Source organism: Micrococcales bacterium (assembly GCA_016703125.1).
Lineage (GTDB): Bacteria > Actinomycetota > Actinomycetes > S36-B12 > UBA10799 > JADKAV01.
The window spans coordinates 128,669-150,431 of sequence record JADJCR010000004.1 but is presented as its reverse complement, the minus strand read 5'-3'; the positions used below and the strand labels follow the sequence as shown (position 1 = coordinate 150,431).

23 protein-coding genes and 1 pseudogene are annotated in these 21,763 nt (G+C 68.4%); 18 read left to right on the top strand and 6 right to left on the bottom strand.

The window, feature by feature from the left end:
• Positions 1-115: 115 nt before the first annotated feature.
• Both IPG68_07460 and IPG68_07455 read left to right on the top strand, forming a co-directional pair.
• Entirely contained in the window at positions 116-1,399 is a 1,284-nt protein-coding gene (locus IPG68_07460; GenBank protein MBK6763115.1) for a citrate synthase, read from the top strand.
• Positions 1,400-1,402: 3 nt separating this feature from the next.
• Positions 1,403-1,990 carry a hemerythrin domain-containing protein gene (locus tag IPG68_07455; GenBank protein MBK6763114.1) on the top strand — a complete coding sequence of 196 codons (588 nt, stop codon included), beginning with the start codon at positions 1,403-1,405 and terminating at the stop codon, positions 1,988-1,990.
• Here IPG68_07455 and dapD read toward each other — a convergent pair.
• Positions 1,987-2,910, bottom strand: coding sequence for a 2,3,4,5-tetrahydropyridine-2,6-dicarboxylate N-succinyltransferase (dapD, locus tag IPG68_07450; GenBank protein MBK6763113.1), 924 nt, complete (start codon positions 2,908-2,910; stop codon positions 1,987-1,989). The two genes, IPG68_07455 and dapD, sit on opposite strands and share 4 nt — an antisense overlap.
• A gap of 99 nt (positions 2,911-3,009) precedes the next feature.
• Between dapD and IPG68_07445 the strand changes: the two genes are divergently transcribed.
• The 3 genes from IPG68_07445 (at position 3,010) to IPG68_07435 (ending at position 5,838) form a co-directional block, all read left to right on the top strand.
• Positions 3,010-4,062 (top strand): succinyl-diaminopimelate desuccinylase, encoded by a 1,053-nt coding sequence (locus IPG68_07445; GenBank protein MBK6763112.1) that lies wholly within the window; start codon positions 3,010-3,012, stop codon positions 4,060-4,062.
• Positions 4,059-5,012 (top strand): glycoside hydrolase family 25 protein, encoded by a 954-nt coding sequence (locus IPG68_07440; protein MBK6763111.1) that lies wholly within the window; start codon positions 4,059-4,061, stop codon positions 5,010-5,012. Before IPG68_07445 ends, IPG68_07440 begins: the two co-directional genes overlap by 4 nt.
• 61 nt (positions 5,013-5,073) lie before the next feature.
• Positions 5,074-5,838 (top strand): TIGR00730 family Rossman fold protein, encoded by a 765-nt coding sequence (locus tag IPG68_07435; protein MBK6763110.1) that lies wholly within the window; start codon positions 5,074-5,076, stop codon positions 5,836-5,838.
• Between the two features lie 47 nt (positions 5,839-5,885).
• Here IPG68_07435 and folP read toward each other — a convergent pair whose 3' ends face one another.
• Entirely contained in the window at positions 5,886-6,698 is an 813-nt protein-coding gene (gene folP, locus IPG68_07430) for a dihydropteroate synthase (protein MBK6763109.1), read from the bottom strand.
• A gap of 247 nt (positions 6,699-6,945) precedes the next feature.
• On the opposite strand from folP, the pseudogene IPG68_07425 reads away from it, so the two are divergent.
• The 4 genes and pseudogenes from IPG68_07425 (at position 6,946) to IPG68_07410 (ending at position 9,241) form a co-directional block, all read left to right on the top strand.
• Positions 6,946-7,053, top strand: a pseudogene (locus IPG68_07425) (DivIVA domain-containing protein).
• 49 nt (positions 7,054-7,102) lie between these two features.
• Positions 7,103-7,552: an SRPBCC family protein gene (locus tag IPG68_07420; GenBank protein ID MBK6763108.1), complete on the top strand. Its 450-nt coding sequence runs from the start codon at positions 7,103-7,105 to the stop codon at positions 7,550-7,552.
• A gap of 131 nt (positions 7,553-7,683) precedes the next feature.
• A complete protein-coding gene (locus IPG68_07415; GenBank protein MBK6763107.1) occupies positions 7,684-7,848 on the top strand; it encodes a DUF3117 domain-containing protein in 165 nt (54 codons plus the stop codon).
• A gap of 79 nt (positions 7,849-7,927) precedes the next feature.
• A complete protein-coding gene (locus IPG68_07410) occupies positions 7,928-9,241 on the top strand; it encodes a leucyl aminopeptidase family protein (GenBank protein MBK6763106.1) in 1,314 nt (437 codons plus the stop codon).
• Between the two features lie 88 nt (positions 9,242-9,329).
• Here the strand turns inward: IPG68_07410 and IPG68_07405 are convergent, their stop codons facing one another.
• Positions 9,330-9,950 (bottom strand): class I SAM-dependent methyltransferase, encoded by a 621-nt coding sequence (locus IPG68_07405; GenBank protein MBK6763105.1) that lies wholly within the window; start codon positions 9,948-9,950, stop codon positions 9,330-9,332.
• Between the two features lie 180 nt (positions 9,951-10,130).
• Here IPG68_07405 and IPG68_07400 point away from each other — a divergent pair, with 180 nt between their 5' ends.
• Together IPG68_07400 and tatB are read left to right on the top strand one after the other, a co-directional pair.
• Positions 10,131-11,528, top strand: coding sequence for a trypsin-like peptidase domain-containing protein (locus IPG68_07400; protein MBK6763104.1), 1,398 nt, complete (start codon positions 10,131-10,133; stop codon positions 11,526-11,528).
• Between the two features lie 14 nt (positions 11,529-11,542).
• The gene (gene tatB, locus IPG68_07395) at positions 11,543-11,851 is read left to right on the top strand and encodes a twin-arginine translocase subunit TatB (GenBank protein MBK6763103.1); all 309 of its coding nucleotides are present in this window, start codon (positions 11,543-11,545) and stop codon (positions 11,849-11,851) included.
• Positions 11,852-11,864: 13 nt separating this feature from the next.
• On the opposite strand, the gene IPG68_07390 is transcribed toward tatB, so the two are convergent.
• The 3 genes from IPG68_07390 to IPG68_07380 are packed head-to-tail and all read right to left on the bottom strand — an operon-like array spanning position 11,865 to position 14,757.
• Positions 11,865-12,995, bottom strand: a complete 1,131-nt coding sequence (locus tag IPG68_07390) for an Mrp/NBP35 family ATP-binding protein (protein MBK6763102.1) — start codon at positions 12,993-12,995, stop codon at positions 11,865-11,867.
• Positions 12,996-13,046: 51 nt separating this feature from the next.
• Positions 13,047-13,520 (bottom strand): DUF1003 domain-containing protein, encoded by a 474-nt coding sequence (locus tag IPG68_07385; GenBank protein MBK6763101.1) that lies wholly within the window; start codon positions 13,518-13,520, stop codon positions 13,047-13,049.
• Positions 13,513-14,757, bottom strand: a complete 1,245-nt coding sequence (locus IPG68_07380) for a magnesium transporter (protein ID MBK6763100.1) — start codon at positions 14,755-14,757, stop codon at positions 13,513-13,515. Before IPG68_07380 ends, IPG68_07385 begins: the two co-directional genes overlap by 8 nt.
• A 74-nt stretch (positions 14,758-14,831) precedes the next feature.
• Between IPG68_07380 and IPG68_07375 the strand changes: the two genes are divergently transcribed.
• From IPG68_07375 to IPG68_07345, 7 genes are all read left to right on the top strand, one after another.
• Positions 14,832-15,611 carry a hypothetical protein gene (locus IPG68_07375; GenBank protein MBK6763099.1) on the top strand — a complete coding sequence of 260 codons (780 nt, stop codon included), beginning with the start codon at positions 14,832-14,834 and terminating at the stop codon, positions 15,609-15,611.
• Positions 15,542-16,492, top strand: coding sequence for a DMT family transporter (locus IPG68_07370; protein MBK6763098.1), 951 nt, complete (start codon positions 15,542-15,544; stop codon positions 16,490-16,492). The genes IPG68_07375 and IPG68_07370 overlap by 70 nt, the downstream gene beginning before the upstream one ends.
• 35 nt (positions 16,493-16,527) lie before the next feature.
• A complete protein-coding gene (locus IPG68_07365) occupies positions 16,528-17,487 on the top strand; it encodes a CoA ester lyase (GenBank protein MBK6763097.1) in 960 nt (319 codons plus the stop codon).
• Between the two features lie 431 nt (positions 17,488-17,918).
• Positions 17,919-19,244 (top strand): endo-1,4-beta-xylanase, encoded by a 1,326-nt coding sequence (locus IPG68_07360; GenBank protein ID MBK6763096.1) that lies wholly within the window; start codon positions 17,919-17,921, stop codon positions 19,242-19,244.
• Between the two features lie 172 nt (positions 19,245-19,416).
• Positions 19,417-20,622, top strand: coding sequence for an acyl-CoA dehydrogenase family protein (locus IPG68_07355; protein ID MBK6763095.1), 1,206 nt, complete (start codon positions 19,417-19,419; stop codon positions 20,620-20,622).
• A 20-nt stretch (positions 20,623-20,642) separates the two neighbouring features.
• Positions 20,643-21,152 carry a hypothetical protein gene (locus IPG68_07350; GenBank protein ID MBK6763094.1) on the top strand — a complete coding sequence of 170 codons (510 nt, stop codon included), beginning with the start codon at positions 20,643-20,645 and terminating at the stop codon, positions 21,150-21,152.
• The gene (locus IPG68_07345) at positions 21,152-21,763 is read left to right on the top strand and encodes a MarC family protein (protein MBK6763093.1); all 612 of its coding nucleotides are present in this window, start codon (positions 21,152-21,154) and stop codon (positions 21,761-21,763) included. Before IPG68_07350 ends, IPG68_07345 begins: the two co-directional genes overlap by 1 nt.

Genomic DNA, 21,763 nt, shown 5'->3' with positions numbered 1-21,763 from the left:
GGTTCTCCAACGTGGTTGTCCTCCAACGCGGTGCTGGTGCCGCGGTCGGGTCACGGCGGCAACCTCTGCACGTCCCGACTGCCCACGCTGCAATGTCGCGGACTAGCGTGGGTTCGTGAGCGAATTCGTCCTCAACGGGCCTGACACGAGCCTGGAACTGCCGGTGGTAACCGCCGTGGACGGTGAGTCCGGTCTCGACACGTCGAAGCTGCTGTCCACTACCGGCCATGTGGCTCTCGACACGGGCTTCACCAACACCGCGGCGTGCACCTCCGCGATCACCTACATCGACGGCAACGCCGGCATCCTGCGCTACCGCGGCTATCCGATCGAGCAGTTGGCCGAGAAGTCCACGTACCTCGAGACGTCCTACCTGCTGATCTACGGAGAACTGCCCACCCCCGAGCAACTGGCCGACTTCGACAGCCGGCTGCGGATGCACACGATCCTGCACGAGGATCTGCGCCGCTTCTTCGACGGCTTCCCGCGCGACGCCCACCCGATGCCGGTGCTCTCCAGTGCGGTCAGTGCATTGTCGACGTTCTACCAGGACAGCCTCGACCCGTTCGACGACGACGAGGTGGAGATCTCCACCTACCGTCTGCTCGCCAAACTGCCGACCATCGCTGCGTACGCATACCGCAAGTCGCTGGGGCAGCCATTGCTGTACCCGGACAACTCGCTGAACCTCGTCGAGGGGTTCCTGCGCATGACGTTCGGCTGGCCGGCGGAGCCGTACGTCACCGATCCGGTGATCACCCGGGCCATGGACCTGCTCCTTCTGCTGCACGCGGACCACGAGCAGAACTGCTCGACCTCCACTGTGCGCCTGGTGGGGTCCTCGCACGCCAACCTGTTCGCATCGATCTCCGCCGGCGTCAACGCGCTCTTCGGCCCGTTACACGGGGGGGCCAACCAGTCGGTGCTGGAAATGCTGGAGCGCATCCGCGACTCCGACGGCAGCGTCGACGACTTCATCGCGCGTGTGAAGTCTCGCGAGCCCGGGGTCCGGCTCATGGGCTTCGGTCACCGCGTCTACAAGAACTACGATCCGCGCGCAGCCATCGTGCGGCGTACGGCCGGCGGGATCTTCGAGCACCTCAGCGTGCAGGACCCGCTGTTCGACATCGCGCAGCGGCTCGAGGAGGTGGCCCTGGCCGACGAGTTCTTCATCGAGCGCAAGTTGTACCCGAACGTCGACTTCTACACCGGGCTGATCTACCGAGCCATCGGTTTCCCGACGAAGATGTTCACCGTGCTCTTCGCCCTCGGCCGGCTGCCCGGGTGGATCGCCCAATGGCGCGAGATGATCAAGGACCCGCAGACCAAGATCGGGCGTCCGCGCCAGGTGTACGTGGGGTCGGCCGAGCGCGACTACGTGTCGATCGACAGCAGGTGACCCATGGCTGTCGATTTCGCTATGAACGGCATGCTGCACCGTGCCATGCTGCGCGAAATCGACCGCGTGCAGGCGCTGGTCGCCGGCGGCGACACCGCCATGGCCCGCCGCCGCTTCACGTTCCTGTCGCAGGTGCTGCACCAGCACCACGAGGGGGAGGACACCTACCTGTTCCCGGTCATCCGGCGGCGTTCGACGGATCCGGGCGAACTCGCCACTCTCGACGCCCTCGAGGCCGAACACGAGCAGATGCACGCCGCGCTGGACGCATGCGACGCCGACTTCGCAGGGAACGGCCCGCTGCCTGATTCAACCGGGTCCGACCTCAAGGGCCTGAAGTTCGTGCTCGCCGCGCACTGCGCACATGAAGAGGCGGACGGCGAACGCATCCTGGCCGAGCACATCACGGCCGACGACCTGAAAGCGTTCAATGCAGCGAACCGGAAGTCCGAGCACGCGATGCTGGTCTTCCCGTGGATCGCCGACGGTGGTTCAGCGGCCGACCAGAAGGTCTTCGACGTCCTGCCGGCGCCTGTCCGGCTGTTCCTGAAACCCGTGATGACCCGCAAGTACAGGGCCTACTTCCGCTAGTTGGCGTGCAGTTCGGCGTTGAGGTCCCCCCAGGACCCCGCCCGCCGCACGGCCTCCAAGGCGCCGGTCACGGAGTTGCGCCGGAACAACCAGCCCGACTGACCGGACAGGTCACGGGCCTTGACCACCTCGCCATCAGTCGTGGTCACCTTCGAACCCGACGTCACGTAGCAGCCTGCTTCGACGATGCAGCCGTCCCCCAGGGAGATCCCGACGCCGGCGTTGGCGCCGATGAGGCAGCCCCGCCCGATGGAGATCACTTCGCTGCCGCCACCGGACAATGTGCCCATGATGGACGCGCCGCCGCCGACGTCGGAGCCGTCGCCGACCACCACTCCCGCTGAGATCCGGCCCTCGACCATCGACGCCCCCAGAGTGCCGGCGTTGAAGTTGCAGAACCCTTCGTGCATCACGGTGGTCCCCTCGGCCAGATGGGCACCGAGTCGCACACGGTCGGCGTCGGCGATCCGCACACCGGCGGGCACCACGTAGTCGACCATCCGCGGGAACTTGTCCACGCTCAGCACGGTGAGGTGCTCACCGTGGGCGCGGGCGCGTACCCGTGTGGCATCCAGGTCGGCCAGCGCCACCGGGCCGCGACTGGTCCAGGCCACATTCGGAAGCAGCCCGAACACACCGTCGAGGTTGATGCTGCGCGGTGTCACCAGTCGGTGGGACAGCAGGTGCAATCGCAAGTAGACGTCCGCCGTGTCCTGCGGTGGGACCGACAGGTCCTCGATGATCGTGACGACGGTCTCCACCCGCGCGTTTCGCACCTGATCGCGTTCGATGGCCGACGCGAGGTCGGCTGCGTCCAGGGGGCGGGCGGACAGGCCCGGCCGCGGGTACCAGACGTCCAGAATGGTGTCCCCGGCGAGAGTGGCCAGGCCGATGCCGCTGGCCGACGAGGTGTTGAGCATGCCCCTAGCCTGCCACCAGGGTGCGGTTCGGCGAAGTCCCGGGCAGCCGGCATCCGGACAGGTTCCAGCGGGTCGTGGACGGGCAGGTAGCCTGGTCCGATGCTGGATCTCTCCGCGGACGTGGTCGGCCTGACCGCCGCCCTGGTCGACATCCCGAGCGAGTCGCGTCACGAGCAGCGCATCGCCGACGCCGTCGAACAGGCACTGCGCACGCTGCCTCACCTCGAAGTGCTGCGCTTCGGCAACACAGTCGTGGCCCGTACGCACTTGGGCCGTACGGAGCGGGTCGTGCTCGGCGGGCACCTCGACACGGTCCCGGCGGCGGACAACCTGCCGCACCGGGTGGCGGGCGAGAACCTCTACGGACTCGGCGCCAACGACATGAAGGGCGGGGTCGCCGTGGCCCTGCGGTGCGCGCACGAGGTGAGCGAGCCCGGGCGCGATGTGACATATGTGTTCTACGAATGCGAGGAGATCGACGACCAGCACAACGGCTTGCGCAAACTCGCCGAGGCCCACCCCGAGTATCTGCGGGCCGACTTCGCCGTGCTGATGGAGCCCAGCGATGCCGGTGTGGAGGCGGGATGCCAGGGAACGCTGCGAGCCCACATCGCAACGTCGGGACAGCGGGCGCACTCGGCCCGTTCGTGGCTCGGGCGCAACGCCATCCATGAGGCCTCTGACATCCTGCACCGCTTGGTCGACTACCGGCCCCGCACCCGGACCATCGACGGTCTGACCTATCGGGAGGGGCTCAACGCCGTGGGCATCGAGGGCGGCGTGGCCAGCAACGTGATCCCCGATGCGTGTGTCGTCACGATCAACTATCGGTACGCGCCCGACCGCAGCCCGCAGGAAGCGCTCGACCACATGCTCGAGGTGTTCGACGGCTACCAACTCGACGTCGTCGACAACTCGGCCGGTGCCCTGCCGGGGCTGTCCCACCCTGCGGCCCAGGCCTTCCTGAAGGCGACGGGGGCAGCCCCCCGCCCGAAGTTCGGCTGGACCGACGTGGCGCGCTTCTCCGCGCTGGGGGTACCGGCGGTCAACTTCGGTCCCGGCGATCCCTCGCTGGCCCACACCCGCGGCGAGTACGTGCCGATCGAGCACTTGGAACGGTGCGAGCAGCAGATGGTGGAGTGGTTGCGATGAAGACCGGGGTGGTGGCGACCGGAGCGGCCGCGTTGTGCGCCGTCGTGGCCCTGAGCGCAATGAATCCGGTGCTCGGCAAGCCCAAGCCCAAGGCCACCTCGTGGGCGCACCAGGGGTTGACCGACATCCGGGGTGTCGACGTCTCGCGCTGGCAGCACATCGGCCCGGGGGTGCTGGACTTCAGCAAGTTGCAGCAGCGCGGGGTGCGCTTCGTCGTCATCAAGTCCGGCGACACGTCAGGTTCGGCGCACGCCGAGGCGGGGTATTGGTATTGGCGGGACAAGGCCGCGGCGCGCAGGGCGGGACTACTGGTCGGGGCCTACTACTACGCGGTCCCCACCAGTCGTAAGGGACGGGTGGTGGCCGACGCCAAGGCCCAGGCCCGCAAAGCCGTCCGCAGGGTGGGCGGACGCCTTCCCCAGGGGCACCTGCCGCTGGCACTGGACCTGGAGACCGACGCCACCCGACTGCGGCCGGCTCAGCTGACGCGTTGGGCCACGACCTGGTTGCGCGTCGTCGAGAAACGTACGGGACGCACGCCGTGGTTCTACTCGTACACGCATTACATGGAGAAGCGCCTGCTCGCCGACCGCAGGCTGCAGCGTTATCCGCTGTGGCACGCGAACTGGGGGCTGTACCTCAAGGACCGGCCCTTGCAGATCCGCGGCTGGCCGGCAGATCACGCGCGCGTCTGGCAGTTCACGGACTCCGGGCGGCTGCCGGGCTCCGGATCGCGCACCCTGGACCTCAACGTGTACCGCGGGACGGGCGAACAACTGCTGGCCGAGGCGGGCCTGGGTCCCGCCGCGGCGCAGCGCTACGACATTCCGCTGGGCCGGCCTGGTGTCAGCCCGAGCCCGTCGACCAGCCCCAGCCCGTCGACCAGCCCCAGCCCGTCGACCAGCCCCAGCCCGTCGACCAGCCCCAGCCCGTCCCTTACCGCGCCATAGTTGGCCGCCGCGTCACGGCGAGGTTGCCGGTTCGTCACCGGAACGCCCTTACGGTGGCGGCATGAACGATGCCTCTGAGAACTGGTATTCACCGCCGGCACCCCAGCGTCATCGCGGACCGGTCGTCCTTCGGGGACGGCAGGCCCGCGGTTCGACGACCGACCAGCGACTGCTCGACAGCCGGGCGTCAGGCGACTGGGTCCACACTGATCCCTGGCGGGTCCTGCGCATCCAGGCTGAGTTCGTGGAGGGCTTCGGGGCCATGGCCAACGTCGGGCCGGCGATCTCCGTGTTCGGCTCGGCCCGTACCGCGCGCGATCATTCCGAGTACCGGTCCGCCGAGGAGGTCGGCCGACGACTGGTGGGGGCTGGGTATGCGGTGATCACTGGTGGCGGCCCCGGGATCATGGAGGCGGCGAACAAGGGCGCCTTCGAAGCCGGTGGCACCAGCGTCGGCCTCGGGATCGAACTGCCTTTCGAGCAGGGGATCAACGAGTGGGTCGAGATCGGCGTCAACTTCCGGTACTTCTTCGCGCGCAAGACGTGCTTTGTGAAGTACAGCCGCGGCTTCGTGGTCTTCCCGGGGGGCTTCGGCACCCTCGACGAGTTGTTCGAGGCCTTGACCCTGGTGCAGACCCAGAAGGTCACGCGGTTCCCGATCGTGCTGGTCGGCGCCTCGTACTGGGCCGGACTGGTGGACTGGATCCGTGGGACCCTGGCGCCGGAGGCGAAGATCGGCGCGCGGGACCACGAGTTGCTGCACGTGACCGACGACCCTGCCGAGGTGGTGGAGGTCATCCGCCGTGTGGACCAGGGATCTGTGTGACGGTGCCCGGTGTTCGGGTTCAGGCTGGCCGGTCCGGCGGCCCGCCCCTACGCCAGCCCGCGCCGGTTCACCGCCGGCTGGCGTGATCCGGCGATCGCCTGCACCATGTGCAGCACGTCGAAGGTCTGCGCCACTTCGTGCGCCCGGTAGACGCGCGCACCCAGCCAGGCCGACACGGCGGTGGTCGCAAGCGTCCCGACCAGGCGCTCGCCCACCGGCCGGTCGAGCGTCTCGCCGATGAAGTCCTTGTTGCTCAGCGAGACAAGCACTGGCCAACCGGTTTCGACCATCTCCGGGAGCCGGCGGGTGCATTCCAGCGAGTGGCGGGTGTTCTTGCCGAAGTCGTGACCCGGGTCGATCAGGATGCCGGAGCGGGGCACGCCCAAGGCGACCGCGCGTTCAGCCTGCCCGAGCACGTCGTCGAGGACCGCGGCCATGATGTCCGGGTAGTGCACACGATGCGGCCGGGTGCGCGGAGTGAGGCCGCCGGCGTGCGTGCACACCAGGCCGACCCCGTAGCGCGCAGCAACCTCGGCGAGAGCGGGATCGTGACCTCCCCACGCGTCGTTGAGCAAGGTGGCGCCGACCTGGCAGACCGCCTCGCCGATCTCGGCCCGCCAGGTGTCCACCGAGATCACCAGATCGGGATACCGGGCGGCCACCTCCGCGACGAAGGACACCACCCGTCGCTTCTCCTCCTCGGCATCCACCGGCTGTCCCGGCCCGGCTTTCACGCCGCCGATGTCGACGATCTGCGCGCCCTGCGCCACGACCTCGTCCACACGGTCCAGAGCGGCGTCCTGGGCATACGTGGCCCCCCGGTCGTAGAAGGAGTCGGGGGTGCGGTTGATGATCGCCATGACCAGTAGGTCGTCGTCGAATCGGTGGGGGCCGAACGTCAGCACTGGTGCTCCTCCCTGGCAGTGCCAGACTGTCAGGTATCGCAGGTTCGCGCGAAAGGAGGCGAGGATGGCTTGGGTCTTCGCACTGCTGGCTTTTGGCCTGGTGGTGGCGTTCGCGTTGGTGCTGGCCGGCCGCCTTCCCGACATACCGCAGCCGACCCGCGCCCGCTACACCGCCGACCTGCCCGCCCATCCCAGTGCCGGTGACGTGGATCAACTGCGGCTGCCGGTGGCGTTGCGTGGGTATCGCATGTCCGATGTCGACGCCGCACTGGCAGTCCTGCGCGAGCGCATCGCCGAACTCGAGGCGGCGAGCGTGACCCAGCGGGCGGACAGCCCGTTCGCCCCGCAGGAGCCCTCCGATGGGTAAGCGCCGCGCGCTGCAACTGACCGTGGACGTCCCCGCCGATCCGCAGACGGTGTTCGCTGCGATGACCGACTGGGACCGCCAGCACGAGTGGATGCTGGGCACTCGGGTCCGTGCCGCCGAGCAGGGCGGCGCGGGGGTTGGCGGTGGCATCGCCGCGTTCACCGGAGTGGGGCCGTTGGGTTTCTGGGACACGATGACGATCACCCGCTGGGAGCGGCCCCGGGTGGTCGAGGTGGATCACACCGGCACGTTCGTGCGAGGCATTGGCGTGTTCCGCGTGGAGCCGGCGGGCAACGGCAGCCGCTTCGTCTGGCGCGAGGAAGTGGATCTCCCCCTGGGCCGCCTGGGCCAGTTGGGCTGGGCGCTGGTGGTGAAGCCGCTCCTGGCCGCGGGGGTGGCTTTCTCGTTGCGCAGGTTCGCGCGCTTCGCCAGCAGCGCCTAGAGACCGGCTTTGCCGCGCAGCCACACGAAGGTGGCGTGCGACGGATAGACTATGCGCAGCGTGGATGTGGTGAGTTCCCGCACGGCGGGTCACGCGGCAACTGTGTTCGTGAGCGACGAAAGGGGACCGATATGGCGGCCATGAAGCCGCGTACGGGCGATGGCCCGATGGAGGTCACCAAAGAGGGACGCGGCTACGTGATGCGGGTTCCCCTTGAGGGTGGTGGCCGTCTCGTCGTGGAGATCTCTCGCGACGAGGCAGAGGAACTCGGCGGTCTCCTGCAGAGCATCGAGTAGACGTCTGAACCCAGGCGGGTCCCGGGATTCCGGGGCCCGCTTCGGTGTCTTCGCTCCGCCCAGTCGAGAGGTTCCACGCGTGGATGTCGTTCGCAGTTCTGCCCAGCCCGACGGCACGATCCTCGTGCTCGGCGTGGATCAGGTGGTCCTGCCGGAGGCGCTGCGACCGGGCCCCGGTGGTTGCGTGCTGCAAGGTGATGGTCCGCAGCGCTGGCTGCTGATCGCCGGTCCTCCGAAGGACTGGACCGCGTTCGGCGCGGAGGCAGCGCGCACGGTTCCGGCGGGGACCGTTGCGTTCGCCAGCTCGCCGCGGGCCCGCGACCTGCGCGCATTCGTGACCGGCTGGCGATTGGCCGGCTATCGCTTTCCCGCCGAAGACCGCGGCCGGCAGTTGCTGGTGGACCCGGGCGGTCCCGACCTCTCGGAGGTGCTCGCGGGTACCGACGCCACGATGGCGACCAGGGACCTGGTCAACACACCCTCCAACACCAAGAACCCGCAATGGATGGTGGACCAGGCCCGGCGCGTTGCGCGGCAGGTCGGTGCCGACATCGAGGTTCTGGGGGTGCCGCAGTTGCGGGCCGGTGGTTTCGGTGGGGTGCTTGCCGTCGGTGGTGGTGCGGCGTCCCCGCCCCGCGTCGCCATCCTCCGCAAGACCGGGGCCGGACCCCACGTCGTACTGGTGGGCAAGGGGATCACGTTCGACTCCGGCGGCCTGTCGCTGAAACCGCGGGAGTTCATGGGCTTGATGAAATCCGACATGGCCGGCGCAGCTGCGGTGCTGTCAGTGCTGCGCCTGGCCGGGGACAGGCGGCTGACGGTGGTGCTCGGGCTGGCCGAGAACGCCCTCGGCGCTACGTCGTACCGGCCCGGCGATGTCATCACCCACGTCGACGGACGGACCAGCGAGGTCCGCAACACCGATGCCGAGGGCCGGCTCGTACTCGCCGACCTGCTGGCCCATGCCCGGAGGAACCTGCAGCCCGACGTGCTCATCGACGTCGCCACCCTGACCGGCGCGGCCACCCTGGCTCTGTCGCGCGAGATGGGTGCGTTGTTCACCCCCCGCCCACGCCTGCAGCGGGCACTCGCTGCCGCCGGGCGCACGGTGGGTGAGCCGCTGTGGCCATTGCCGCTGGTCGAGTCCTACCGGCCCTGGCTGCGCTCGGACATCGCCGACCAGTGCCATATCCCGGTGGTCGCAGGTGGGGGTGCCGGCGCCATCACGGCGGCCCTTTTCCTGCAGGCCTTCACCGGGGATGTCCCATGGGCCCACCTGGACATCGCAGGCCCGGCACGCGCCACGGCGTCGGCGGGGGTGCGCACGCTCGGCGGCACGGGATTCGGCGCCGCGCTGCTGGGCCGGTGGCTGGCCGACGGCGCTCGCTACTAGAGTCGCCGCGGTTGATCGGTGAGCAGCGCCCGTGGACCAGCGCCTTCGATGTGCTGGGCGCCCGGGAAGCGACGCCAGGCGGGCGACGCTAGGGGCGCAGCACGGCGACCAGGACGCCATCAGCCAGCGGCAACAGCGTGGTCAGCCACTTCTCGTCGTTCTGCATGACCTCGGTGAAGGCGCGCACAGCCAGTTGTTCTGGCTCACGCTTGGCCGGGTCCGCGGCGTCGGCCACGTCGAGGAACACGGCGATGCCGCCTGGGCGCAGCAGTCGTGCCGCCTGCTCGGCGAAGGACATGTGGTCGGCCGGTTTGCCCGCGGAGAGGAACAGGTCGTAGTGGCCGTCCGTCAGTCGGGTCAGAACCTCGTGCGGGTCGGCGGCGATGAGCCGGGTGCGCGCGTGCCCCACGTCGGCGGCGGCGAAGGCCTCCTTGGCCACGCGCAGCCGCTCCGGATCCGGCTCCACGGATGTGAGGACCCCGTCGTCGGCCATACCTTCGAACAGGGCCAGGCCGGTGGTGCCGTGGTGAGAGCCCACCTCGACTGCGGCATGCGCGTCAGTCAGCGCGGCACACAGCGAAAGCAGTCGCAGGACGCTGGCGTTGACCGTGCTCGGCGTGAGTTCACCGGTGAGGATCGCGGTGTTCCAGTTCTCGCAGAAGGCCAACAGATCCTTCGGATTCACAGCGGCGGAGGAGGTGGCGTCCATGGTGCGACAGTACCGTCCAGGCAGTCCGCTGCGGGTGGCCACCGCCGGAATTCGCCCCATGCGACGGTCGGGAGCCCCGGTCTTACACGTCACTGACAAGGCCCGAACCGCGACTGTCTGGCGGCCTTCGCAGACGGCGGCGCATCCTGAGGGCAGTGGCGTGTACGAGGGAGAGTTACGGTGAGTTCAGTCGTGAACCATGAGGAGTCGCAGATGTCTCAGGACGAGGTGCCGCCGGACGGCTCGCCGCCGTCGCAGGTGGGTGCTGCGCAGCAGACCGACGGGCAGACCTATGCCGCGCCGCAGTCTGCCGGACCCGATCCGTATGCGTGGCCGGCTCCCGACCAGGGCACCCAGGTCCCCGACCCGGATGCGCAGCAGACCGCGGCGTACCCGGCGTACCAGGGCTACGACTACAGCCAGCAGCAGCCCACCCGGGCCTGGCCGACGCCCGGTGCCGACGGGTATCTGCCACCGCCCCCCGGCGTGACCACTGAAGCCGAACTGCCACCCGCCAAGCCGGGCGGTGTGGGCAAGGTCATCGCGATCGCCGCACTTGCTGGCCTGCTCGCCGGTGTGGGGGGCGGTGCCGTCGGATACGAACTGGCCCGGAGCAACCAGAGTTCCTCCGCGGTCACGGTCACCGCGCCCAGCGACCCGCAGGCCCTGTCGGTGCGTGCCGACGGATCGATCGCAGCCATCGCCCAGAAGGTGCTGCCCAGCGTGGTCTCCCTCGAGGTCAGCGGAAACGGCCAGGCGGGTTCGGGTTCGGGCTTCATCCTCAGCCAGGACGGCTACATCCTCACGAACAACCACGTGATCGAGGCGGCCGCCAACGGGGGGACGATCGACGTCGTTCTCCAGGACGGGACGCGACTGACCGGCGACCTCGTCGGACGCAACGCCGACTACGACCTCGCCGTTGTCAAGGTCGATACGACCGGACTGACCCCCGCGACGATCGGCGACTCCGAGAGTGTGCAGGTGGGCGACCAGTCGATCGCGGTCGGGTCGCCGCTGGGTCTGGAGGGAACGGTCACCAGCGGGATCGTCAGTGCGCTCGATCGGCCCGTCACCGCTGGCGGAGCCGACGGCAGTGAGACCTCGTTCATCAGCGCCATCCAGACCGATGCGCCGATCAACCCGGGCAACTCCGGTGGCCCCCTGGTCAATGCCGAGGGGCAGGTGATCGGGGTCAACTCCGCCATCGCCTCCCTGAACTCCAGCAGTGGCGGCCAGGCGGGCAGCATCGGCCTCGGCTTTGCCATCCCGATCAACACGGCCAACCGCATCGCGCAGGAGCTCATCAAGACCGGCACGGCCGCGACCCCGGTCATCGGCGCGACGATCGACTTCTCCTACACCGGGCAAGGTGCAAGCGTGCAGTCGGTGACCCCCGGTGGTCCTGCCGAGGAGGCAGGGATCAAGGCCGGCGATGTCATCGTGGCGCTGGATGGCAAGCGGGTCGACGATGCGGTGGGCCTCATCACGGACATCCGGCAGAACGCCCCCGGCGACCGGATCACGCTGACCCTGGACAACGGCGACGAGATCGAGGTCACGCTCGGCCAGCGCTGACGTAGTCTGGGATGGTGTTCGACATCGGCCTGGGCGAGTTACTCGTCCTCGGGCTGCTCGCCCTGCTGGTCTTCGGGCCGGATCGCCTGCCGGGGGCGGCGGCCAGTGCCGGCCGGTTCGTCAACCGGACTCGGGAGACCCTGACGCAAGCGCGCTCGCAGATCTCCGAGTCGGTCGACATGGACGACATGACGCGCGACCTGCAGGGTCTGGCTGATCTGCACCCCAAGCGGATGCTGTCCTCGCTGGCCGAACCCGCGGAGGCACCGAAGCCGTCCGCAGCGCCGTCGGCCTCGCCCCCGATCGACCCCAACGCGACCTGAGTCGGCGCAGTGGTCAGCGGCCGACCGGTGAGATCCCGAGGTTGAGGCCGGCCAGTCCCCGCGGCTTTGCGACGAAGCGCTCGGCGATCGCCCGGATGGCGACCGACGCGGGGGCGTCGGGCACATCGAGTACCAGGGGCCGGCCTTGGTCCCCGCCCTCCCGCAGGCGCACGTCGAAGGGGATCTTCCCCAGCAGCGGGACGTCGGTGCCGAGAGTCGCACTGAGTTGTTTGGAGACGATCTCGCCGCCACCGGCACCGAACAGGTCCATCGGCTCCCCACAGTGCGGGCAGGGGAAGGCGCTCATGTTCTCCACGACGCCCATCACGCGCTGATTGGTGTATTCGCTGAGCATGCCTGCACGCACTGTCACCTCGGCCGCGGCAACCTGCGGGGTGGTGACCACGAGGATCTCCACGTGGGGCAGCAGTTGTGCCACGGAGATCGCCACGTCACCGGTACCGGGCGGCAGGTCGAGCAGCAGCCAGTCGAGGTCCCCCCAGTAGACGTCGGTGAGGAACTGGTTCAGCGCCCGGTGCAGCATGGGTCCCCGGAAGGCCACGGCCTGGCTGTTGCCCCCGGACTTGAACGGGAGTACCGAGATGCTGGCCACTCCATAGGTCTGCGGGGGCAGCAGCATGCCCTCCACCACGGTGGGGGGTGCTGTCACGCCCAGCATGCGCGGGATCGAATGGCCGTAGATGTCTGCGTCGATGAGACCGACCCTGTTGCCCGTGGCCGCCAGTTGCACCGCGAGGTTGGCCGTCACGGAACTCTTGCCGACGCCGCCCTTGCCGGAGGCCACCGCGATGATCTTCGTCAGGTTCCCGGGCCGGTTGAAGGGGTTGTCCTTCTGCGGTCCCTGCAACGTCTCGCGCAGGTTCTTGCGTTGCTGTTCGTCCATCACGTCGAAGGTGAGGTCGACCCCGGTCACCCCGGGCACTGCGGCCACAGCTGCCCGCACCCGGTCGGCGATCGTGTTCTGCATGGGGCAGGCGGCAATGGTCAGGTACACCTCGACGTGAGCGACCCCCGCGTCGTCGAGCGTCACCGACTTCACCATCCCCAGATCGGTGATGGGTCTGCGGATCTCGGGATCCTCGACGGTGGCCAGCGCAATAGTGATGGCCTCAACAGTGGGCATGGCGCCATCGTACGTCGGTGGCCTCAGGGGCCTGACCGGGTGCGTGGCCGGTCAGAAGCCGCCGTCGTCGCGCTCGAGTTCGTCCATCAGCGCGCGGAGTTCCCGCCGGAGGTAGTCGCGGGTCACGACATCGCCGAGGCCGATCCGCAGCGCGGCGATCTCGCGTGCCAGGTACTCGGTGTCGGCGATGAGGCGCTCGGTGCGGTCGCGATCCTCCTTGATCTGGACCCGGTCGCGGTCGTCCTGACGGTTCTGGGCCAGCAGGATCAGCGGGGCGGCGTAGGACGCCTGCAGGCTCAGCAGCAAGGTCAGGAAGATGAAGGGGTACGGGTCGACCGGGTTGCCGGCGATGATGTTGTAGACCACCCACGCCACGATCATGAGGGTCATCCACGCGATGAACCGCCACGAACCGAGGAACCGCGCGACCCGCTCGGAGATCTTGCCGAAGGTCTCCGGCTGGACCGTGGGCCGGATGGACGGCCTGCCCCGCGCCGGTTGCTCCAGGCTGCTGCGCTCAGGCATCGGCCACCCCCGTCGACTCCTCGCGCCAGTTGTCGCCGAGGAGGTGATCGAGCAGGTCGTCAACGGTGACCGCGCCCAGCAGGTGACCGTTGGGGTCGACGATCGGGACGGCCACCAGGTTGTAGGCGGCGAAATATCGGGTGACCGTGGCCAGCGGGGTCTCGGGGGGCAGTGCCGCCAGGTCCTTGTCGATGACTCGGGAGACCAGGTCGCTGGGTGGCTCGCGCAGCAGGCGCTGCCAGTGCACCACCCCGAGGAACTTGCCCGTGGGCGTCTGCATGGGCGGACGCACGACGTAGACCTGCGAGGCCAGAGCGGGGGAGAGGTCGGGGTTGCGGATCTGCGCGAGGGCCTCGGCCACCGTCGCGTCGGCCCCCACGATCACCGGATCCGGGCTCATCATGCCGCCGGCGGACAACTCGTCGTAGCTGAGAAGGCGGCGCAGGTCCTCGGCGTCCTCGGGCTCGACGAGTTCCAGGAGTTGGCGGGCCTGCTCCGGGCTCAGGTCGCTGAGCAGGTCGACCGCGTCGTCGGGGTCCATTTCCTCGAGGACGTCGGCGGCCCGCTCGGACTCCAGAGCGCTCATGATCTGCACTGCATCGTGCTCGGCCATCTCCTCGAGCACGTCGGCGAGGCGCTCGTCGTCGAGCGCGCGGGCGATCTCCAGGCGGCGCTTCTCCGGCAGGTCGTGCAGCACGCTGGCGACATCGGCCGGGCGCATGTCGGCCAGCGACTCCAGCATGGTCTCGGTCGCCTGGTCGGGTTCGGAGACGCTGAGCCCGGTGAGTTCCCGCCACGGCACGACGCGGGTCTGACCCCGGCGGGTCAGGCCTCGGCCGCCGCGCACGTAGGCCTGGGCGATCTCCCAGTCCCGGCGCGCGTTCTGCTGCATCGCCAGATCCAGGATCTTGACGCGCTCGCCGGTGTCGCGCATCTCCACGGTGCGGTCGAAGAGTTCCCCGACGGCCAGCGTCTCCCCGGGGCGCAGCTTGAACCGCCGCAGGTCCAGCACGCCCGTGGACACGATCTGACCCGCATCGAACTTCGTGACGCGGGTGATGGGCAGGAAGATGCGCCGGCGTGCGCCGACCTCCACCACCAGCCCGACGACCCGGGGCGGCTGTGCGCCGTGGCGGAGGATGACGACGAAGTCGCGGACCTTGCCCAGCTGCTCACCGTTGGGATCGAAGACCGCGGATCCGTGCAGCCGGGCGATGAACGCGCGTGTCACCGTCACGTCCGCAGGCTACCGTCCCGGCCCGGGGTGGTCACGGGCATTCCTCAGGGACGTCGGATAGCGTGTCAGCGACAATGACCGGGACGACGGAAGCGGGCAACGCGATGCGCGTGGCATTCATGACAGCGGGGATCCTGGTCCTGGCGACCGCGGCGGGGTGCTCCGGCTCGGACTCCGGTGCGGAGCAGTCGGCCTCCCCGGCAGTGTCGCAGACCGCGTCGGCATCGCCGTCCGGGCCGGTCGAACCCGCCGGCAAGCCGAACGGCGTCGAGACGCTCGAGCCGCAGAAGATCCTCGACCGCGCGAACAAGGCGGCCCTTTCCGCGCGCAGCGTCCACATCGTCGGGGCGAGCCCGCAGGCCTCGCTGGACCTCGTGGCGACCAAGGATGCCAGTGAGGGTACGCGTTCGGCCGGGGAGACGGTCCTCAAAACGCGGGCGGTCGATGGGGTCATCTACATCAAGGCCGACGAGGCCTATTGGACGCAGGCGTTCAACGCCAAGAAGGCCAAGGAGATCGGCGACAAATGGGTGGCCGGCGAACTCAGCAACCCCAAACTCGCCTCGTTCAAGCAGACGAGCACCCTGCGACCGTTGATCAACCAGTTCCTGCGTCTCGACGAGTCCGCGCAGGTGGGTGACGTGGGCGTGGCGCAGAACCAACCCGCGGTGCCCATCACGGCGTCCATCGGCACCTTGTGGGTGGCGACGACCGGCAAACCGTACCCGTTGCTGCTGACCAGTTCGCCGGACCAGCCCGAGGCCAGCCAGATCGACTTCACGCAGTGGGACAAGAAGGTCGAGATCACGGCCCCGCCGAAGAAGCAGACCATCAGCCTGGCGGACCTGGCCTGAGCGCCTCCATATCGGCTCGCGACGGGCTGCTGCTGGCCCTCGCGGTGGTGTGCGTCAGCGCGTCCGCACCTCTGATCGCGGCCTGCGACGCGCCCTCCCTGGCGATCGCGATGTACCGCTGCCTGCTGGCGGCGGGACTGACGGCCGGATGGATGCTGGTGACCTCGCGGCGGATCCGCCTGCCCGCCGGGGCGGGCGGCACGATCGCCCCCGGCGTCGCCCTCGCGGCCCACTTCGCGACCTGGATCCCGAGTCTGCGGTTCACGAGCGTGGCGCTGTCCACCGCGATGATCTCCACGCAGCCGGTGTGGTCGGCCCTCATCGCCCGCCTCACCGGGGTGCGGCCCGCCCGGATGGTCTGGTGGGGCATCGGGGTGAGCATCGTCGGGGTGCTCGTGCTCACCGGTGCCGGAGGGCGGCTGGACCGGTCCGCCTGGATCGGGATCGGCCTGGCGCTGGTGGCCTCGATGCTGGCGGCGCTATACGTGACGTTCGGTGAACGACTGCGCGCCGACACCGACCTCGGTTCCTATACCAGCGCGGTCTACGGGGTGTCGGCTGTGGCGTTGCTCGGGGTCTGTCTGATCGCGACCGTGCCCCTGCTCGGTTACGCACCGCGTGACTGGCTGCTCATCCTGGCCATCACGCTCGTGGCACAGATCGGCGGGCACTCCGCGATGAACGCGGTCGTGCACCGGACATCCGCCACGGTGGTGAGCACCGCCATCCTGTTCGAGGCCCCGGGCGCCACGATCCTCGCGGCGCTGTTCCTCGGGCAGTCCGTCGGCTGGTCGCTGGTGGTGGGCCTGGCCGTCATGCTCCTCGGGTTGGTGGTGGTTGTGCGGGGCAGTTCGCCGCAGATGCCCGAATCGGGGGTGTGAAACCGGCCGTGCGGACCGCTGGTTATGGTCGAAGCATGACTGAAACCCTTCGCAGCCGACGTTCCAACCTGGCCGTGCCCGGGAGCAGCCCGAAGATGCTGGAGAAGGCCAAGGGCCTGCCAGCCGATCAGGTCTTCATGGACATTGAGGATGCCGTCGCCCCCATCGCCAAGCCCGACGCCCGCAAGAACATCGTGGCCGCGCTGAACGAAGGCGGCTATGGGGACAAGGTGCGCGTCGTCCGTGTCAACGACTGGACCACCCACTGGACCTACGCCGACGTCATCGAGGTGGTCGAGGGAGCCGGCCAGAACCTCGACTGCATCATGCTGCCGAAGGTGCAGACGCCCGAGCAGATCGTGGCGCTGGACATGCTGCTGACCCAGATCGAGAAGGCCAACGGTTTCGAGGTGGGCCGCATCGGCATCGAGGCCCAGATCGAGAACGCCCTCGGGTTGCTCAACGTGGACAAGATCGCCACCGCCAGCCCCCGCGTGGAGACCATCATCTTCGGGCCCGCGGATTTCATGGCCAGCATCAACATGAAGTCGCTCGTCGTGGGTGAGCAGCCCCCGGGCTATGACGTGGGTGACGCCTACCACCACATCCTCATGAGCATCCTCATGGCGGCGCGCGCACACGACAAGCAGGCCATCGACGGCCCGTACCTGCAGATCAAGGATGTCGAGGGATACAAGCGTGTCGCCGGTCGCAGCGCTGCCCTGGGATTCGACGGCAAGTGGGTGCTGCACCCCGGCCAGGTGGAGGCCGCCAACGAGGTGTTCAGCCCCCGCCAGGACGACTACGACCACGCGGAACTGATCCTTGACGCCTACGAGTACTACACCTCCGCGGAGGGTGGCGCCATGGGTGCGGTCATGCTCGGCGACGAGATGATCGACGAGGCGTCCCGCAAGATGGCGCTGGTCATCTCCGCCAAGGGTCGTGCGGCAGGCATGCAGCGCACCAAGAAATTCGAGGCTCCGGAGGCCTGAGGCGCGGCCTTGGGCGTGCTCGCCCGCCGGGTCCAGTTCAAGGCGGGAGAGTTGCCCACCGGTTGGATCGCTCCCGGGCTTCAGCCAGCGCGCGTCGTCGGCGGTGGCGGTCCAGTTCAAGGCGGGAGAGTTACCTCTACCGGGAGCGAAACGCACCGGTTGGATCGCTCCCGCCTGTACGGATCTCTCCCCTCTGGAGTTGGCGGGGTGCGGCGGCCGGTCCAAGGGGGAGCGCGCGAGACGCACCGGTGGGGTGTCTCCCCGCTTCAGTCAGCGAGCGGACGTCCGGCATGCGCTGCGCACCGCGCGCGGGAGCGCCCCGGACGTCCGCTCACTGGTCAAGGTAGGGGGATCCGGCCGGTGGCTGCCGACGTCCAACCTCAGAACTGTGTGAGGATGTCCCAGACGAAGGGTTTGGAATGCGTTTGGTTATGAGATCCCTGGCAATGGCCGGGGCAGCGGTGATGCTGGCGACGGGCTCTGCAGCGGCGGCGCCACCGGAGTTGCCCAAGCCCGGCAAGGTCAAGGGAACCTCGCAGAAGGTGCCGGCTGCGTTGTTTGGTATGCACGACCACAGCCTGACCACCACGCCGCCCACGGCGGAGGACCGCTTCGGCGGCATCCGGATCTGGGACAACAACGTCCGCTGGGACCAGGTCAACACTGCGGAGGGTGTCTACGACTGGACCACGCTGGATCAGGTCGTGGCCAACGCACGGGCGACCGGCGCGCAGGACGTGATGTACGTTCTCGGCTACACGCCCGCGTGGGCCGCCTCGAACCTCAAGCCCCCGTGCACGCCGGGCAACTACACGAACTGCGAGTACTTCCCGGGTGGTAGCAGTTCGGCCCCCAAGAGCATCGAGTACTGGAAGACCTGGGTCCGCGAGGTGGCCACGCGCTACAAGGGCCTGATCACCCAGTACCAGATGTGGAACGAGGCCAACCTCACCGCGATGTTCAGCAGCGCGTCCGGGGACAGTGCGGTGGAGATGGCGCAGCTCACGGTGGCGGCGCAGCAGGTCATCCGCGAGGTGGATCCCGCAGCGAAAGTCATCACCGCGTCGAGCACGATCGTGCAGACCAAGGGGTTCGTCAAGAACGGGTGGTTGAAGCGCTACCTCAAGGCACTGAAGGCCCGGGGTGGCAAGCCCGATGGCATCGCGGTGCACCTGTACCCCTGGCTGAAGAAGGGCCCCGGCAACGGCAACCTGGCAGACCGGGCCAGAGGGCTGGACTACGCGAAACAGGTCATCTCGGCCACCGGCTACAAGAAACTGCCGATCCTCGACACGGAGATGAACTACGGCAACAACCGCAACAACAACTGGCCGAAGAAGAAGTACTCGCAGAACCTCGGCTCGGCATATCTGGCCCAGACCTACCTGGAGTCGCTGCACAACGGCGTGGTCCAGGTCGACTGGTACGGATGGGACGACTTCGGTCTCGGCATCTGGCCGACGTCGCCGGCCGGCACGGTCCTCAAGCCGGGCCTGACCTACCGCACTCTGCTGAAGAACCTGCCCAACACCCGCAACAAGGGGTGCACCATCACCAAGTCGGTGACCGTCTGCCTGACGCAGAAGGGCGCGACCCGCAACTACTACGTGTACCGGCCCACGGCCAGGAAGGTCACGTACAAGGTGCCGGCGTCGTTCAAGGTGCGCCAGGCCTGCGACCTGCTCGACAAATGTTCGACGATCCGCAAGGGCCGCGTGAGGGTGGGCATCGAGCCCGTGCGCTTGACGACGACTTGAAGCGGTGCCGGGGCGTCCCTGGGAGTGTCGGGACCGGTCCCTTGAGCGGAGACCGGACCTGGGCGCGAGCAGTGGTGCCCGGATCCCGCGGGTCCGCGACCCTGTCAGGACCTCGTGATGCCGCTGCCGAAGCGCGGTGGGATACTCACGAGTAACAACCGTTGGAGGCGACATGGGGCGTTTGGCGCAGACTGAGGGCTTGAGCGATGTGCAGCAGGAGATCCTCTCCGCTGTCCACGAGTTCGTCGAGAACGAGATCATCCCGCAGGCCCAGCACCTTGAGCACAACGACGAGTACCCCACAGAGATCGTCGAGGGCATGAAGGAGATGGGAATCTTCGGGCTGATGATTCCCGAGGAGTACGGCGGGCTCGGGGAGTCCCTTCTCACCTATGCCCTGTGCGTCGAGGAGATCGCCCGCGGCTGGATGAGCGTGTCCGGCATCATCAACACCCACTTCATCGTGGCGTACATGGTCATGCAGCACGGGACCGACGCCCAGAAGAAAGACTGGCTGCCCCGGATGGCCACCGGCGATCTGCGCGGCTCGTTCTCGATGTCCGAGCCCGGATGCGGGTCGGACGTGGCCGCGATCCAGTCGAAGGCGGTCCGCTCCGGCGACGACTACGTGCTCAACGGCCAGAAGATGTGGCTGACCAACGGGGGCAGTTCCAGCTTGTGCGCCGTCCTGGTGCGCACCGACGCCGAGGCCGACGAGAGCGCCAGCGTCTACAAGAAGATGAGCACGTTCCTCATCGAGAAGCCTTCCGGCTTCGGCGAGGTCCTGCCCGGCCTGACCATCCCCGGCAAGATCGAGAAGATGGGCTACAAGGGCGTCGACACCACCGAACTGGTGATGACCGACTTCCGGTTGCCGGCCGACGCGCTGCTGGGCGGAACGCCGGGTAAGGGCTTCTACCAGATGATGGACGGTGTCGAGGTGGGCCGCGTGAACGTGGCTGCTCGCGCCTGTGGCCTGGCCAACCGCGCCTTCGAACTCGGTGTGGCGTACTCCCAGCAGCGGGTGACCTTCGGCAAGCCGATCGCCGAGCACCAAGCCGTGGCTTTCCGCCTCGCGGAGATGGCCACAAAGGTCGAGGCGGCGCACCTGATGATGGTCCGCGCGGCCCGCACCAAGGATTCCGGGGCCCGCAACGACCTCGAGGCCGGCATGGCCAAGTACCTCGCCAGCGAGTACTGCAAAGAGGTCGTTGAGGACTCCTTCCGCATCCACGGCGGCTACGGCTACTCCAAGGAGTACGAGATCGAGCGGTTGTACCGTGAGGCGCCGATGCTGATGATCGGTGAGGGCACTGCCGACATCCAGCGCATGATCATCGCACGGCGCCTGCTGGAGGAGTACAAACTGCGCGGCTGAGCGACCGATACCCTCGGAGCATGTCGAACGCCGATCCGTTCAAGCAGCTCGAAGGCCGGCCGGTGCTGGCCAGTTACCCCACGTACGCCGAGGCGCAATCGGCGGTCGACAAACTCAGCGACCAGCGGTTCCCCGTGCAGAACGTGGCCATCGTGGGAGTCGATCTGCGCCTCGTCGAGGCCGTGGTGGGCCGGATGTCCTGGGGCCGCGCGGCATTGAGCGGCCTGGGCATGGGGGTGTGGTTCGGCCTCTTGCTCGGCCTGTTCGTGTCCGTGTTCGCGCGTGGTGAGGGCAGCACCACGTCGCTGGTACTCATGGGGGTGCTCTACGGTGCGGCGTTCGGCATCGTCTTCGGCCTGATCTCGTACGCGTTCAGCGGGGGCAAGCGGGACTTCCTGTCCCGCAGCCAGATCACAGCCGACCACTACGACGTGCACTGCGACGCCGCGGTGCTCGGCGAGGCGCGCCGGGTCCTGGGCATCTCGCTGTTCGGTGAGGCGGCGCCGCCCGAGCAGCCGGCAGACCAGTAGTGGACTGGCGGCTCTTCGGGTCGGTGTTCGTGACACTGGTCGTGATCATGGACCCGCCGGGGATCGTGCCGATCTTCTTAGCACTGACCCACCGCCGCGGTGCGCGGCAGATGCGCAGGCTCGCCCTGCAGGCCACGCTGACCGCCCTCGGGGTGATAGTGGGCTTCGCCCTGTTCGGCCAGGCCATCCTCGACTACCTGCATGTGTCACTGCCGGCTCTGCAAGCCAGTGGCGGGCTGCTCCTGCTGCTTGTGGCCCTGCAGTTGCTGATGGGCAAAGGCGGCAGCATCGGAACCGCGGACGAGGACGTCAACGTGGCGCTCGTGCCACTGGGAACCCCGCTGATCGCCGGCCCCGGGGCTATCGTGGCCGTCATGCTGTTCATGCAGCAGGCGGACACCAGAGGGCAGTACCTGGCGATCGCGCTGGGGGTCCTGGCCGTGCACCTGATGCTCTACCTGGCCATGCGCTACAGCACTGCCATTGCCAGGGTGCTGGGCACCTCGGGGATCACCGTGCTCACTCGGATCTCGGGCATGCTGCTCGCGGCGATCGCAGCGCAACTGGTCGGCAACGCCGTCTTCGGATTCGTCGACGCCTACGCCGGGTGA

Coding starts and splice junctions, on each gene's coding strand:
- IPG68_07455 (MBK6763114.1), top strand. CDS start 1,403: ATGGCTGTCGATTTCGCTATGAACGGCATGCTGCACCGTGCCATGCTG.
- dapD (MBK6763113.1), bottom strand. CDS start 2,910: ATGCTCAACACCTCGTCGGCCAGCGGCATCGGCCTGGCCACTCTCGCC.
- IPG68_07445 (MBK6763112.1), top strand. CDS start 3,010: ATGCTGGATCTCTCCGCGGACGTGGTCGGCCTGACCGCCGCCCTGGTC.
- IPG68_07440 (MBK6763111.1), top strand. CDS start 4,059: ATGAAGACCGGGGTGGTGGCGACCGGAGCGGCCGCGTTGTGCGCCGTC.
- IPG68_07435 (MBK6763110.1), top strand. CDS start 5,074: ATGAACGATGCCTCTGAGAACTGGTATTCACCGCCGGCACCCCAGCGT.
- folP (MBK6763109.1), bottom strand. CDS start 6,698: ATGGCGATCATCAACCGCACCCCCGACTCCTTCTACGACCGGGGGGCC.
- IPG68_07420 (MBK6763108.1), top strand. CDS start 7,103: ATGGGTAAGCGCCGCGCGCTGCAACTGACCGTGGACGTCCCCGCCGAT.
- IPG68_07415 (MBK6763107.1), top strand. CDS start 7,684: ATGGCGGCCATGAAGCCGCGTACGGGCGATGGCCCGATGGAGGTCACC.
- IPG68_07405 (MBK6763105.1), bottom strand. CDS start 9,950: ATGGACGCCACCTCCTCCGCCGCTGTGAATCCGAAGGATCTGTTGGCC.
- IPG68_07390 (MBK6763102.1), bottom strand. CDS start 12,995: ATGCCCACTGTTGAGGCCATCACTATTGCGCTGGCCACCGTCGAGGAT.
- IPG68_07385 (MBK6763101.1), bottom strand. CDS start 13,520: ATGCCTGAGCGCAGCAGCCTGGAGCAACCGGCGCGGGGCAGGCCGTCC.
- IPG68_07375 (MBK6763099.1), top strand. CDS start 14,832: ATGACCGGGACGACGGAAGCGGGCAACGCGATGCGCGTGGCATTCATG.
- IPG68_07365 (MBK6763097.1), top strand. CDS start 16,528: ATGACTGAAACCCTTCGCAGCCGACGTTCCAACCTGGCCGTGCCCGGG.
- IPG68_07360 (MBK6763096.1), top strand. CDS start 17,919: ATGAGATCCCTGGCAATGGCCGGGGCAGCGGTGATGCTGGCGACGGGC.
- IPG68_07355 (MBK6763095.1), top strand. CDS start 19,417: ATGGGGCGTTTGGCGCAGACTGAGGGCTTGAGCGATGTGCAGCAGGAG.
- IPG68_07350 (MBK6763094.1), top strand. CDS start 20,643: ATGTCGAACGCCGATCCGTTCAAGCAGCTCGAAGGCCGGCCGGTGCTG.